At 64.1% G+C, this 13,668-nt stretch carries 11 protein-coding genes; 6 read left to right on the forward strand and 5 right to left on the reverse strand.

The features are described 5' to 3' along the window. Positions 1-101: 101 nt before the first annotated feature. Together ACJJVR_RS09150 and ACJJVR_RS09155 are read right to left on the reverse strand one after the other, a co-directional pair. Positions 102-1,274 (reverse strand): aspartate aminotransferase family protein, encoded by a 1,173-nt coding sequence (locus tag ACJJVR_RS09150; RefSeq protein WP_405403942.1) that lies wholly within the window; start codon positions 1,272-1,274, stop codon positions 102-104. 152 nt (positions 1,275-1,426) lie between these two features. Beyond that, entirely contained in the window at positions 1,427-2,263 is an 837-nt protein-coding gene (locus tag ACJJVR_RS09155) for an ABC transporter permease (protein ID WP_405403944.1), read from the reverse strand. 117 nt (positions 2,264-2,380) lie between these two features. Between ACJJVR_RS09155 and ACJJVR_RS09160 the strand changes: the two genes are divergently transcribed. Continuing rightward, entirely contained in the window at positions 2,381-3,004 is a 624-nt protein-coding gene (locus ACJJVR_RS09160) for a GcrA family cell cycle regulator (protein ID WP_405403946.1), read from the forward strand. A gap of 7 nt (positions 3,005-3,011) precedes the next feature. Here ACJJVR_RS09160 and ACJJVR_RS09165 read toward each other — a convergent pair whose 3' ends face one another. Then, on the reverse strand, positions 3,012-3,722 hold the full coding sequence (locus ACJJVR_RS09165; RefSeq protein ID WP_405403947.1) for a hypothetical protein: 711 nt from the start codon (positions 3,720-3,722) through the stop codon (positions 3,012-3,014). A gap of 153 nt (positions 3,723-3,875) precedes the next feature. Here ACJJVR_RS09165 and metG point away from each other — a divergent pair, with 153 nt between their 5' ends. Continuing rightward, a complete protein-coding gene (metG, locus tag ACJJVR_RS09170; protein WP_405403949.1) occupies positions 3,876-5,594 on the forward strand; it encodes a methionine--tRNA ligase in 1,719 nt (572 codons plus the stop codon). A 731-nt stretch (positions 5,595-6,325) separates the two neighbouring features. Then, positions 6,326-7,249: an arginase gene (gene rocF / locus ACJJVR_RS09175; RefSeq protein ID WP_405403950.1), complete on the forward strand. Its 924-nt coding sequence runs from the start codon at positions 6,326-6,328 to the stop codon at positions 7,247-7,249. A 55-nt stretch (positions 7,250-7,304) separates the two neighbouring features. On the opposite strand, the gene ACJJVR_RS09180 is transcribed toward rocF, so the two are convergent. After that, positions 7,305-9,329 (reverse strand): catalase, encoded by a 2,025-nt coding sequence (locus tag ACJJVR_RS09180; protein ID WP_405403951.1) that lies wholly within the window; start codon positions 9,327-9,329, stop codon positions 7,305-7,307. Between the two features lie 505 nt (positions 9,330-9,834). Then, positions 9,835-10,386 carry an NYN domain-containing protein gene (locus ACJJVR_RS09185; protein ID WP_405403952.1) on the reverse strand — a complete coding sequence of 184 codons (552 nt, stop codon included), beginning with the start codon at positions 10,384-10,386 and terminating at the stop codon, positions 9,835-9,837. 107 nt (positions 10,387-10,493) lie between these two features. Here ACJJVR_RS09185 and folK point away from each other — a divergent pair, with 107 nt between their 5' ends. From folK to ACJJVR_RS09200, 3 genes are all read left to right on the forward strand, one after another. Next, positions 10,494-11,084 carry a 2-amino-4-hydroxy-6-hydroxymethyldihydropteridine diphosphokinase gene (gene folK, locus ACJJVR_RS09190; RefSeq protein WP_405403954.1) on the forward strand — a complete coding sequence of 197 codons (591 nt, stop codon included), beginning with the start codon at positions 10,494-10,496 and terminating at the stop codon, positions 11,082-11,084. A 70-nt stretch (positions 11,085-11,154) separates the two neighbouring features. After that, positions 11,155-11,511 carry a DNA-directed RNA polymerase subunit omega gene (gene rpoZ, locus ACJJVR_RS09195; RefSeq protein WP_405403956.1) on the forward strand — a complete coding sequence of 119 codons (357 nt, stop codon included), beginning with the start codon at positions 11,155-11,157 and terminating at the stop codon, positions 11,509-11,511. 33 nt (positions 11,512-11,544) lie between these two features. Beyond that, a complete protein-coding gene (locus ACJJVR_RS09200; RefSeq protein WP_405403958.1) occupies positions 11,545-13,659 on the forward strand; it encodes a RelA/SpoT family protein in 2,115 nt (704 codons plus the stop codon). The last annotated feature ends 9 nt before the right edge of the window (positions 13,660-13,668 follow it).

A 13,668-nucleotide genomic window follows, 5' to 3' on the forward strand; every position in this document is an offset into this window, starting at 1 on the left:
CAGGGACAGGTGGCGGCCCGGACACGACCATCACGCGACGGGTTGCGACCGTGCGGGCCAGCCTGGGCCGTGCGTCATCGGTGGCCGTGCGGGCAGCGAAATCAACCCTCCATGGCAGCGGCGGCCCGGTCCAGACGCGCCACGGCCTCGGCGATCTCCTCATCCGTGATGTTCAGGGGCGGCAGCAGGCGCAGCGTATCATCGGCGGCGGGCACCGTCAGCAGATGCTGATCATAGGCGGCGCGGACCAGGTCGGACGGTGCCACACGGCACTTCAGCCCCAGCATCAGCCCTTGGCCCCGGACCCCCTCAAAGACCTGCGGACGGGCCGCAATCAGCCCCTCCAGCTTTTGGCGGAACAGCGCGGCCTTGCGGTTCACCTCGGCCAGAAACGCAGGATCGGCCACGATCTGCATGACGCGCGCGCCCACCGCGCAGGCCAGCGGGTTGCCGCCATAGGTCGAGCCGTGCGTGCCCGCGACCATGCCCGCCGCAGCACCTTCGGTCGCCAGCACCGCGCCCAGGGGAAAGCCGCCGCCGATCCCCTTGGCAACCATCATGATGTCGGGCGCAATGCCCGCGTATTCATGCGCGAAAAGGCGGCCCGTGCGGCCCATGCCGCATTGCACCTCGTCCAGAACGAGCAGCGCGCCGGTCCGGTCGCACAGATCGCGCAGCCCCTGCAGGCAGGCATCGGGCAGCGGGCGGATGCCGCCCTCTCCCTGCACCGGCTCGACCATGATCGCGGCGGTGCGGTCGGTGACGGCGGCCTTCAGCGCCTCGTGATCGCCAAAGGGCAGCGTGCGGAAACCGGGCATCAGCGGGCCGAAACCCTTGACCATCTTGTCGGACCCCGACGCGGCGATGGCCCCGGTGGAGCGCCCGTGGAACGCGCCGGAGAAGGTCAGGATCTCGATCCGGTCCGGATCGCCCGCGTGGTCCCAATGCTTGCGCACCATCTTGATGGCCAGTTCGGCGGCCTCGGTGCCGGAATTGGTAAAGAACACCGTGTCGGCGAATGTATGCTCGACCAGCAGGTCGGCCAACCGTTCCTGTTCGGGGATCTGGTACAGGTTCGACACGTGCCAGATCCGGCCGGCCTGTTCGGTCAGCGCCGCGACCAGGTCGGGGTTCGCATGGCCCAGCACGTTGACCGCGATGCCCGCGCCCAGGTCCAGGTATCGCGTCCCGTCGGCCGTGATCGCCCACGCCCCCTCGCCGCGTTCGAACGCCAGAGGGGCGCGATTATAGGTCGGCAGGACGTGCGGGATCATGGCAAAGCTCCGGCGGTGTAAGGGGGAATGGCGGAAACGACGACAGGGACGCGGGCCCGCAAAGGGGCCGGCATCAGCGTCGCGAACGGATGGTGCGTCGTTTCGTCATGGCGCAAAGGATGCGCAGCTTTGCCCCCCAAGGCAAGCGCAAATCAGGGCTTCATCCGATAGCCCGACCGCAGCCAGCGCCATGCCAGAAACAGAACGCCCGCCACGACGCCCGCACAGATCAGCGCGCCCCGCCAGACCGGCGCATCGCTGACCCCGGTCACGCCATAGCGCGCCCCGTCGATCAGGTAGAAGATCGGGTTCCAGTGCGACAGCGTGCTGAACGGCTGCGGCAACGCCTGCACCGAATAGAAGGTGCCCGACAGGAACGACAGCGGGGTGATCACGAAATTGGTGATCGCCGCCATCTGGTCGAATTTCTGCGCCATGATGCCCGCCAAGATGCCCAAGCCCCCCAGCATCAGCGCCGCCAGCAGCACAAAGGCCAGCGTCCAGCCCGGATGCGCGATGCCGCGCCCGGTGACCAGCACCATGCCGGTCCCGATCACCGTCGCCACCAGACCGGCCCGTACGACGGACCCGGCCAGGTACCCCGCCAGCAGTTCGGCCGCGGACAAAGGCGGCATCAGCGTGTCTATGATGTTGCCTTGGACCTTGGCCGACGTGATCGAGCTGGAGGTGTTGGCAAAGGCGTTCTGAATCACCGTCATCATCAGGATGCCCGGCCCCAGAAAGACCAGATAGGGCAGGCCCATGATCTGTCCCCGCCCCTGCCCCAGGGCCATCGCGAATACGACGACGAACAGCCCCGCCGTCATCAGCGGCGCAAAGATCGTCTGCTGCCACACGGCCATGAAGCGCATGACCTCGCGTCGGGCCAGCGTGCGCAGGCCCAGCCAGTTCACGCGGCCAAAGCGGCGCACGCCCATGGCGGGGCTGTCGGAAAGCGGGGGCAGGCCGGGCTTTGTGTGCGGGGTCATCTGGCGGTCCTTGAATTTCTGCGCTTCGGCGGCTAAATCTCGGCATCCCGTATGTGACGGGACCAATCGCAGGTTACAAGATGGGGCGGCAGGTCAGACCCGCCCGGAAAGGCTGCCATGTCCTGGACGGATGATCGCGTCGAGACACTGAAACGCATGTGGTCCGAGGGCCAGTCGGCCAGCGCCATCGCCAAGGAACTGGGTGGCGTGACCCGCAATGCGGTGATCGGCAAGGTCCACCGCCTTGGCCTGTCGAACCGCACCGAAGAGCCGGAGGCCGCACCCGCAGCCCCGCCCCCCGCACCCGAACCGGTCGCCCGTGAAAAGCCCGCGGCACCCCGCGTGGTTCCGCAGCCGGCGGCGGCGCCCGTACGCCCCGAACCCACACCGGAACCGGTCGCGGCACAGCCCGAACCGGAACCCGAGCCCAGCACGCAACCGGCCTTTGTCCCGGTTCCGCGTCGTCCGATCGTGCCGGCGGGCCAACCCCTGCCGCCCCAGCCCTCGGCGAACGAGATCTCTCCCGAAGCGTTGGCCTCGGTCCGTGAGGTCGAGAAACGCGCCAAGAAGCTGACCCTGATGGAACTGACCGAGCGGACCTGCAAATGGCCCATCGGCGACCCCGCGACGGACAAATTCTGGTTCTGCGGTTTGCCCTCGGTTGCGGGCAAACCCTATTGCGAGGCGCATGTCGGTGTCGCATTCCAGCCGATGAGCAGCCGCCGCGACCGCCGCCGCTGAATGCCGTTCACGATTGATGTGATAGGGTCGCCCTTGACGGGGCGGCCCTTTTTTCGGCGCGTGCCGGGGCGCGCGGGTTCAGCGCAAGAACGCTGATCCAGACGACCTGAAGGATGATGATGGCGGCAAACAGCTCCATCGCCTCCTCGCCGCGCCCGGCTGTGCGATTGGCCCAGTCAGAGATTTCGATCCCCCAGGGGGCCAGCTTGCGCCCCAGACCATCCAGTGTCTTGGCCACGCCATACAGGGTCAGACCCGTCAGCATCAGCCAGGCCCACGCGGATGACGCGCGCAGTCCGGCCAGCCACGGTCGCAGATCTCGCCGCAACAGCCGCATCCCCGCCCAGATCAGCACGACCAGGACCACCGCGCCGCCGACCTTCTGGATTATCGGCGCGTTGCCCGAATACAGGCCCAATGACAGGACGCCGCGGTCGGTGAAAGCCTTGTCCCAGTCCAGTTCCCGGAACGCGGCCGCGGCAACCAAGGCAACCAGATGCCACCGGCCCCAGGCCCTGCGCCGGACGACATCAACCCCAAGAGCCGCGACCGCAACGATCAACACCCTGACGGACGCTCCTTCGATGGGGCCTGATTCGGCAAACACCTGATCCATCGATTCCATCGGCACCAACGCGATCAACAGCCACCCCAATGCCAGTGCACAGGACAGGGCAAACAACAGGGCAGGATCGCGCAGGCGGTCAAAGGATATCATCGGACAGCTCATGACAGTTTTATGAAGGTCCTGAACCTGTGTATTCCCGGCGCCGATTGCAACGCCCGCGCCCCATGCGTGTCCGCGGCGCGGCCCGCTTTTCATCACGGCGCAACAGGGCTAGAGATGCGCGACCCCGAAAGGACGCACGCCATGGCCCGCCACCTGATCACCTCTGCCCTGCCCTATATCAACGGCATCAAGCATCTGGGGAACCTTGTCGGTTCCCAGCTGCCCGCCGACCTGTATGCCCGATACCTGCGGGCGCGGGGCCATGAGGTCATGTTCATCTGTGCAACCGACGAACACGGCACCCCCGCCGAACTGGCCGCCGCCAAGACCGGAGAGGCCGTGGCCGATTACTGTGCCCGGATGCATGGCGTCCAGACCGCGCTGGCTGACGGGTTCGGGCTGTCCTTTGATCACTACGGCCGGTCGTCCAGCGACCGCAACCGCGCCCTGACCCAGCATTTCGCAGGCCGCCTGGCGGACCAGGGTTATATCCGCGAGGTCGTCGAAAAACAGGTTTATTCCCACGCCGACAATCGCTTCCTGCCGGACCGCTACATTGAGGGCACCTGCCCCAATTGCGGCTATGACAAGGCCCGCGGCGACCAGTGCGAGAACTGCACCAAGCAGTTGGACCCGACTGACCTGATCAACCCGCGCAGCGCCATTTCCGGCAGCACCGACCTTGAGGTGCGCGAGACGAAACATCTGTATCTGCGCCAGTCCGCGTTGAAGGGCGACATCGCCGCCTGGATCGACGGCAAGGCTGACTGGCCGATCCTGACGACATCCATCGCCCGCAAATGGCTGAACGACGGCGACGGCCTGCAGGACCGGGGCATCACGCGTGATCTGGACTGGGGCGTTCCGGTCAAGCGCGGCGATGCCGACTGGCCGGGGATGGAGGGCAAGGTCTTTTATGTCTGGTTCGACGCGCCCATCGAATATCTGGGCGCGACCGCCGAATGGGCCGATGCGACAGGCGCGGACGACGCCGCATGGCGCCGCTGGTGGCGCCTGGACGAGGGGGCCGATGACGTGACCTATACCCAGTTCATGGGCAAGGATAACGTGCCGTTCCACACGCTCAGCTTTCCGGCCACGCTGATCGGGTCCGGAGAGCCGTGGAAGATGGTTGATTACATCAAATCCTTCAACTACCTGACCTATCAGGGCGGACAGTTCAGCACGTCGCAGGGCCGTGGCGTGTTCATGGACCACGCGCTGGAGATCCTGCCGGCGGATTACTGGCGCTGGTGGCTGCTGTCCCACGCCCCGGAATCCGGCGACAGTGAGTTCACGTGGGAAAATTTCCAACAGTCCGTGAACAAGGACCTGGCCGACGTGCTGGGCAATTTCGTCAGCCGCATCACCAAGTTCTGCCGCGCCAAGTTCGGAGAGGCCGTCCCCGAAGGCCCCGAATGGGGTCCCGCCGAACTGGCGCTGATCGACACGCTGACCACCCGCATCCGTGCCTATGAGGCCAACATGGAGGCGATGGAGGTCCGCAAGGCCGCGTCAGAGCTGCGCGCGATCTGGGTGTCGGGCAACGAATACCTGCAATCGGCCGCGCCCTGGACCGTGTTCAAGACCGACCCTGATCAGGCGGCGATGCAGGTGCGCATGGGCCTGAACCTGATCCGTCTCTATGCGGTGCTGTCGCAGCCCTTTGTGCCATTTGCCTCGGCCGCGATGCTGCAGGCGATGGATGCACAGGACGCCGACTGGCCCGCGGACGTGGCGCACGCCCTGCAGGCACTGGCCCCCGGCCACGCGTTCACCGTCCCCGAAGTGATGTTCGCCAAGATCAGCGACGAAGACCGCGAGACATGGTCCGCACGCTTTCAAGGTGTCCGCACCTGATGGCCACTGGTTCGCCACAGTAAGATGACAGGGCGGCCCAGTCCCTTTGGACCGCCCCGCCATGTCGGCGCCCAAGCGACCGGCTGTCTGGTTTACCAGCACCGGCGCCGGTCCGGCAGGTCACCATGGCAGGGGTGGTCTGGAACAACCGTCATGTCCTGATTTGGACAGGGGATAGCCAAAGGACCTGACGGGGTTCCCTCGGCCCGGGTGCCACGGCTGATACGATAGACCCTTCCGACGCTGCGAAGGCCGCCGCGATGATCCGGCGTCACCCGTGGACACGGTATCGGCATTTCTGACCTGTCGGGCCATATTGTGCCGATCGCGGCGAATGCCCCGCACCGATGCGCATGCATTGCTCCCAAGACAAGGTGCCGATGGAATCAGGCAGATCCAATTCCCCGGGCGTGTCGATACGGCATTGCATGCCAAAGCTGCCTCACCGAATGGAAACCAAAAGCCGCGCCGGTCCCTGTGATATGGTGGATGCAGATCACCTGCGGATCGTGGCGTGTCGCGGGACGTGGGTGTGTTCCCGGCGAATTGCCCAGCATTACCGCCGGGCGGCGCAATCCGCACGGTGCGGGGATGACCTGCACCGGTATTGCCAGCGATGGCATCGTCCTGCACGGCCGGATGAACCCCGATATACGGGGCCTTGCGCCCGGCTGGTGGACTTTCCCCGGTCCGGCGTGTTCAAACAGGGCACAATCCTCTCGGAGAGCCCCATGACCCATTGCATCCTGATCGGAGCCCCCGTGGACGAGGGCCAACGCCGCCCCGGCTGCTTGATGGGTCCCGCAGCCTATCGCACCGCGGGCCTGGCCGCGACCCTGTCGACCCTGGGCCACAGCGTCGAGGACAGGGGCGACATCACCCCGGACCCGTTGGGCGACGAAACCTGCACCAACCCCGCGGTCCACCACCTGCCGGAAACCATCGCCTGGACCGGCGCCCTCCAAAAAGCCACCCGCGAGGCCCTGCCGCATGGCATGCCGATCATCATGGGAGGCGACCATTCGCTGGCCTTGGGCACCGTCGCCGGTGTCGCCGCCCATGCCGCCGCACAGGGTCGGGCCCAATTCGTGATCTGGCTGGATGCGCATAGCGATTTCCACACCGTCGCCACCACCACGTCGGGGAACCTGCATGGCACACCGATGGCCTATGCCAACGGTCTGGACGGATTCGACCCGTTTCCGCCCTTTCCCGCGCCGATTCCGGGCGAGAACATCTGCATGTTCGGCATCCGCAGCGTCGACCCCGCCGAACTGGCACTGATGCAGCCGACCGACATCACCGTGAACGACATGCGGGTTCTGGACGAACAGGGCATCGTGGCCCCGCTGCGGGCGTTTCTGGACCGTGTCCGGGCCGCTGACGGGCTGTTGCATGTCAGCTTGGACGTGGATTTCCTGGACCCTTCTATTGCCCCCGCGGTCGGCACCACGGTGCCAGGCGGCGCGACCTTCCGCGAGGCGCATCTGGTCATGGAATTGCTGCACGAATCAGGGCTGGTCACATCGCTGGACCTGGTCGAGCTGAACCCGTTCCTGGATGAACGCGGGCGCACTGCGAAACTGATGGTCGATCTGGTCGGCAGCCTGATGGGTCGCAAGGTATTCGACCGCCCGACCCGCAGTTACGGTTGAAAAAGGGGCGGACCAAACGGCCCGCCCCCTTTCATTCAACATTGACGGACAGGACCTACCAGACCTTGGCTTCGCGGTCATGGAACCGCTGCGCTGCCGCCTCGACAAAGGCTGCCGCATCCAGCTTGGTCACGCCCTTGTCCGGCTGCACCCCGGCGGCTGCCAGCAGCTTGGCACTGGCATCGTCGGCCCCGATCGCCTTGAGATGCGCAAAGGCATCCGACACGAAATCAACCGCGGGCTTGAACTTGGCCAGCTTGGCTGCGTCATCGGCACTGATCACCAATGCCACGGCATCGAACAGCACTGACGGCGATCCGGCCAGCTGTGCCTCGGCCTTGCCGCGTTCCTTGGCGATCAGCACCACCGTGCCGCCCTGTACCTCGACCGCATCGCGCAATGCATCGACCTTGGCCTGATCACCACTGTCGCCCACCAGAATGCCGACCTTGCGGCCCATCAGAGTGTGTTTGGCGCGTTTCATGATCGACAATGCGTCCGACGGCGCCATGTCGATCGGGGCGCGCATCGGCGTTGCCGCGTCGGGCAGATCCTCTGCCAGACCCTCGGCCACGGTTTCGGCCAGATCCTCGTCGATGACACGCAGATGGCCCAGAACGCGTTGGATCACGTGACCCAGCCCGACCTTGGACAGCTCGAACGTAATCGCGTCGGCGATATGCGTCTGTTCGACCTCGGTCTGGCTGCGATAGAACATCCGCGCCTGGCTGTAATGATCGCCGAACAACTCGGCCCGGACACGCAGCTTTTCATCGGGCTGATTGCCCAGTTCGGTCATGTCCTTGTACGTGGCAAAGCCTTCGGCGCTGGCACGGGGGCCGGGCTCCTCTCCAGCCTGATCGAGGCTGTTGGGCTCATAGTTGGCGCGCCCTTTGGGCACCGCCATCTGCATCATGCCGTCGCGCTGGAAATTGTGCATCGGGCATTTCGGCGCATTGACCGGAATCTGATGGAAGTTCGTTGTACCAAGACGCGACTTCTGCGTGTCCAGATAGCTGAACAACCGTCCCTGCAGCAGCGGGTCGTCAGAGAAATCGATGCCGGGCACGATATTTGTCGGCAGAAACGCCACCTGCTCGGTTTCGGCGAAAAAGTTGTCAGGATTGCGGTCCAGCACCATGCGCCCGACGATGCGAACAGGAATGTCCTCTTCGGGGATCAGCTTGGTTGCGTCCAGCACGTCATAGGGCTGCTGGGCAGCCCACTCTGCGTCGAACGTCTGGATGCCCAGCTCCCATTCGGGGAAATCACCGGAATCAATGGCTTCCCACAGGTCCTGACGGTGATAGTCCTGATTCGCCCCAGCAGTCTTGACTGCTTCGTTCCAGACTTGGCTCTGCAGGCCCAGTTTGGGCTTCCAGTGGAATTTGACAAAGGTCGACTTGCCTTCGGCATTGACCAGACGGAACGTGTGGACACCGAACCCCTCGATCATGCGCAGACTGCGGGGAATGCCGCGGTCGGACATGGCCCACATGATCATGTGCATCGATTCGGGCATCAACGACACGAAATCCCAAAACGTGTCATGTGCGCTGGCGGCCTGCGGATAGCCACGATCGGACTCCATCTTGACCGAATGGATCAGGTCCGGAAATTTGATGGCATCCTGAATGAAAAACACCGGGATGTTGTTGCCGACCAGATCCCAATTGCCTTCCTGGGTGTAGAATTTGACGGCAAAACCGCGCACATCGCGCGGCGTGTCCACGCTGCCGGCACCACCGGCCACGGTGGAGAAACGCACGAACACGGGCGTCTTGCCCGGATTGGCCAGAACGCCCGCGCGGGTCAGTTCGGGGATCGGGTCGGTGCATTCGAAATAGCCGTGCGCACCTGACCCCCGGGCATGCACGATCCGCTCCGGGATACGCTCATGGTCGAAATGAAAGATCTTTTCACGAAGGACGTAATCCTCCAGCAGGGTGGGGCCGCGCGCCCCCGCTTTAAGGCTGTTCTGATTGTCGGAAATCGGAACCCCGTGGTTGGTTGTCAGGGCCTCTCCGCCGGTCTGGTGGATTTCTCCGCCGTTGCCGCGTGTTTCGCTGATGTTGGACATGACGTCCTCCTGTGGTGGCGCGTTGCCTATCAAACCAAGGTCGGTGCAAAGGGTTCCGGATTCGCGTGGCTATGATTTGTTCATCCGCTTGCCCTGCGCGGCGTGGCCTGCGATACGCAATGTTGATGATGATGCGGACGTGGCGAAATCGGTAGACGCACCAGACTTTGACAATTGGAGTGCCCGTCGGGAAACCGTCGGTGCAGAACCGCTCAAATTCGGGGAAAGCTGTGGGTTCGCCCGTGCCAATCCCGAGCCAAGCCCCTTTTGGGGAAGGTGTAGAGACTAGACGGGTGGCGCCTAAAACCCCTGCGGGTCATGGCGAAGGGATAGTCCAGACCACGAACGGGGCATCGCACCCCCGGCGGCGAAAGTCGAAGTGGTATGAAAATCTGTTTTCCGTAAGGAAGTGCGGGTTCAAGTCCCGCCGTCCGCACCATCATCGCGCGATATGGCACCGGCGCGGTCACGCACCGGCGCGGTCACGCACCGGTGCGCACAGGCGTCAGGTCTCGACCGAGGCCGGTTCACGCGGCGGGCGGCCGATGATGTCGCGCAACGCGTCCAGCTCAATGAAATTGTCGGCTTGGCGGCGCAGATCGTCGGCGATCATCGGTGGCTGGCTGCGGATCGTGGACACGACCGACACCCTGACCCCCTGACGCTGCAGCGATTCGACCAGCGGACGAAAATCGCCATCGCCGGAAAACAGCACCGCATGGTCCAATCTGGGCGCCAGTTCCATCGCATCGACCGCCAGTTCGATGTCCATGTTGCCTTTGACCTTCCGTCGGCCCAGTGCATCCGTGTATTCGCGCGCCGGTTTGGTCACGACGCAGAAACCGTTGTAATGCAACCAATCCACCAGCGGGCGGATCGGGGAATACTCTTCGCCCTCGATGAGCGCGGTATAGTAATACGCACGCATCAGTTTGCCGCGACGGTCGAATTCCTGACGCAAAAGCTTGTAATCTATATCAAAACCCAGCGCCTTTGCTGCAGCATAGAGATTGGCGCCGTCGATGAAGATCGCCAATCTGTCGTCTTTGTAGAACATGGATGTTGCCTTTAATGAACACAGACGTCACGGCACAGGCGCGGGCCAGGGTGAGGGACCTGTGATGCGCGGGCCCATGCCATGGACCTGTAAGGAAAGAGGAAAGCGTGGTTAACCTGTCTTTTGGTATCGTTGGTTTTGGGGCAAACCTTCCCGTGTCGGATCGGGACCCCGTTGCGACCCTATGCACGACGGTAAGCATTGTGCACAGCACACCCGGTATTTCAATCACCGCAATAAGTCGCATCTGGCGAACTCCCGCCATGCCTGCAGGGTCGGGCCCCGAGTTCGCCAATGCGGTGGCGTTGATCGCCACATCACTTGGCGCCAGTCAGGTTCTTGAGGCGCTGCACGAAATCGAGGCCCGTCACGGGCGCGACCGCAGCACGGGCCGTTGGTCCGCGCGCGTGCTGGACCTGGACCTGATCGCGATGGACAACCAGATCGTACCCGACGCCGCGCATCTGCGCACATGGATGGAGCTTTCCCCGGAACGTCAGAGGATCCAAACCCCTGACCGGCTGATCCTGCCCCACCCCCGGATGCAGGATCGACCCTTTGTTCTGGCCCCATTGGCCGAGATCGCGCCCGACTGGCACCATCCCTTGACCGGAGCCACCGTGGCCACGATGCTGGCGGCGCTTGGGCCCGCTGCACTGGAGGGATTGACCCCGGTCGAATTCCCAGGTTTTTCTTGACAATCAAGGCTGCACCGACCATCTGTCCGGTTCGCCCCGAATGTCCGATTCGCAACTGCACAGGTGATCCATGGCCCGCGTAACGGTCGAAGACTGCGTCGACAAGGTTCCCAACCGCTTTGATCTGGTGATGCTGGCATCGCATCGTGCCAGAGAGATCGCGGCTGGCAGTGCCGTCACTGTCGATCGCGACAACGACAAGAACCCGGTGGTCGCGTTGCGCGAAATCGCCGAGGAAACCCAGCCCGTCGATGATCTGCGCGAGCGGATGATCGAATCGACCCAGACACAGATCGAGGTCGACGAACCCGAAGAGGACGCCATGGCCCTGCTGCTGGGCGCCGAGGTCGATCGTCCCAAGCCGTCCGACGAGGAATCCGAGGAACGGATGCTGCGCATGATGCTGGAAGCAAACCAGCGCGCCTGACACGGTCACATCACAGAGGTCTTCGACACCATCATGATCGACGTCGAAGACCTGCTGGCCCTTGTCCGGAATTACAATCCTCGCAGCAACTGTGCCCTGATCAGCGACGCCTATGAATATGGCATGCGCATGCACGAAGGGCAGTTCCGCCATTCCGGCGAACCTTATTTTACCCACCCCATCGCCGTCGCCGCCATCCTGACGGAAATGCGGCTGGACGACGCGACCATCGTGACCGCGCTGCTGCACGACACGATCGAAGATACGCGGTCGACCAAGGATGAGGTCGTCGGCATGTTCGGCGCCGAGATCGCCGAGCTGGTCGACGGGGTCACCAAGCTGACCAACCTTGAACTGTCCAGCACCCAGTCCAAGCAGGCCGAGAATTTCCGCAAGCTGTTCATGGCCATGTCCCGCGACATGCGGGTGATCCTGGTCAAGCTGGCCGACCGGTTGCACAACATGCGGACCATCCGCTCCATGCGCCCTGACAAGCAGGTCAAGAAGGCGCGCGAGACGATGGACATCTATGCCCCGTTGGCGGGCCGGATGGGTATGCAGTGGATGCGCGAGGAGCTGGAAGATCTGGCCTTCAAGGTCATCAACCCCGAGGCCCGCAGTTCCATCATCCGCCGCTTTGTCAGCCTGCAGCGCGACAGCGGCGACATCATCGGCCAGATCACCGCCGACATCCGCACCGAGATGGAGAAGGAAGGCATCGAGGCCGACGTGTTCGGTCGCGCGAAAAAGCCCTTCAGCGTTTGGCGCAAGATGCAGGAAAAGCAGCTGGCGTTTTCGCGGCTGTCCGACATCTATGGCTTTCGGATCATCACCCGGACGGAAATGGACTGTTATCGCGCGCTTGGTGTGATCCACCATCGCTGGCGCGCCGTGCCGGGCCGGTTCAAGGATTACATCAGCCAGCCGAAATCGAACGGCTACCGGTCGATCCACACCACCGTGTCGGGCCGCGACGGCAAGCGGGTCGAGGTACAGATCCGCACCCGCCAGATGCACGAGGTCGCCGAGGCCGGTGTTGCGGCGCACTGGGCCTATCGCGACGGTGTGCGCACCCGCAACCCGTTCGCGGTCGATCCAGCCGAGTGGATCGCCCAGCTGACCGACCGTTTCGATACCGAGGACCACAATGAGTTCCTCGAACACGTCAAGATGGAGATGTATCAGGACCAGGTGTTCTGCTTTACCCCCAAGGGCGACGTGATGCAGTTGCCGCGCGGTGCGACGCCGATCGATTTCGCCTATGCGATCCACACGCGTCTGGGCAATTCCTGCGTCGGGGCCAAGATCGACGGCATCCGGGTGCCGCTGTGGACGCGTCTGAAGAACGGTCAGTCGGTGGACATCATCGCGGCCTCGGGGCAGCGGCCGCAGGCGACATGGCTGGACATCGTGGTCACGGGCCGTGCCAAGGCCGCGATCCGGCGGTCCCTGCGGGAGGAAGACCGCGACCGCTTTGTGCGCCTTGGCCGTGAACTGGCCCGCGTCAGCTTTGAGCATGTCGGCCGCAAGGTCACCGACAAGGCGCTGCGGACGGCGGCCAAACAGATGGGCCTGCCCTCGGCCGAGGATCTGCTGGCCCGCATCGGCAGCGCCGAGAATTCCGCCAAGGAGGTTCTGGGCGTCCTCTATCCGGAACTGGCCGACCACCACGACGAGATCGACGGCAAGCGCCCCTTTGCGGGGCTGGAGGCGGACGCCAACTTCAAGCGCGCGCCCTGCTGTGCGCCCCTGCCGGGCGAACGGATCGTGGGCATCACCTATCGCGGTGCAGGCGTGGTCATCCATGCCATCGACTGCCCGGTGCTGGCAGAGTTCGAGGACAGCCCCGATCGGTGGGTCGACCTGCAGTGGCGCGAGGGGCGGCACCCCGCCGCCTATTCGACCGTGCTGAATTTGACGATCCGGCACGATGCCGGCGTGTTGGGGCGCATCTGCACCTTGATCGGGGCGCAGGGGGCGAATATCTCGAACCTTGAGTTCATCGCCCGCAAGCCCGACTTTTACCGTATCGAGGTCGAGGTCGAAATGCGCGACCATGAACATCTGCACAACCTGCTGACCGCCCTCGAGGCGGAAAGCGATGTCGCGCAGGTCTCGCGCGTGCGGGACCCGGCGCTGAAACCCTGAGGCAGGCGC

It is taken from the genome of Paracoccus sp. Ld10, assembly GCF_045064235.1.
GTDB lineage: Bacteria > Pseudomonadota > Alphaproteobacteria > Rhodobacterales > Rhodobacteraceae > Paracoccus.

Excerpts from the sequence above, each read along its gene's own strand:
- ACJJVR_RS09150 (WP_405403942.1), bottom strand. The coding sequence starts at position 1,274 with ATGATCCCGCACGTCCTGCCGACCTATAATCGCGCCCCTCTGGCGTTC.
- ACJJVR_RS09155 (WP_405403944.1), bottom strand. The coding sequence starts at position 2,263 with ATGACCCCGCACACAAAGCCCGGCCTGCCCCCGCTTTCCGACAGCCCC.
- ACJJVR_RS09160 (WP_405403946.1), top strand. The coding sequence starts at position 2,381 with ATGTCCTGGACGGATGATCGCGTCGAGACACTGAAACGCATGTGGTCC.
- ACJJVR_RS09165 (WP_405403947.1), bottom strand. The coding sequence starts at position 3,722 with ATGATATCCTTTGACCGCCTGCGCGATCCTGCCCTGTTGTTTGCCCTG.
- metG (WP_405403949.1), top strand. The coding sequence starts at position 3,876 with ATGGCCCGCCACCTGATCACCTCTGCCCTGCCCTATATCAACGGCATC.
- rocF (WP_405403950.1), top strand. The coding sequence starts at position 6,326 with ATGACCCATTGCATCCTGATCGGAGCCCCCGTGGACGAGGGCCAACGC.
- ACJJVR_RS09180 (WP_405403951.1), bottom strand. The coding sequence starts at position 9,329 with ATGTCCAACATCAGCGAAACACGCGGCAACGGCGGAGAAATCCACCAG.
- ACJJVR_RS09185 (WP_405403952.1), bottom strand. The coding sequence starts at position 10,386 with ATGTTCTACAAAGACGACAGATTGGCGATCTTCATCGACGGCGCCAAT.
- rpoZ (WP_405403956.1), top strand. The coding sequence starts at position 11,155 with ATGGCCCGCGTAACGGTCGAAGACTGCGTCGACAAGGTTCCCAACCGC.
- ACJJVR_RS09200 (WP_405403958.1), top strand. The coding sequence starts at position 11,545 with ATGATCGACGTCGAAGACCTGCTGGCCCTTGTCCGGAATTACAATCCT.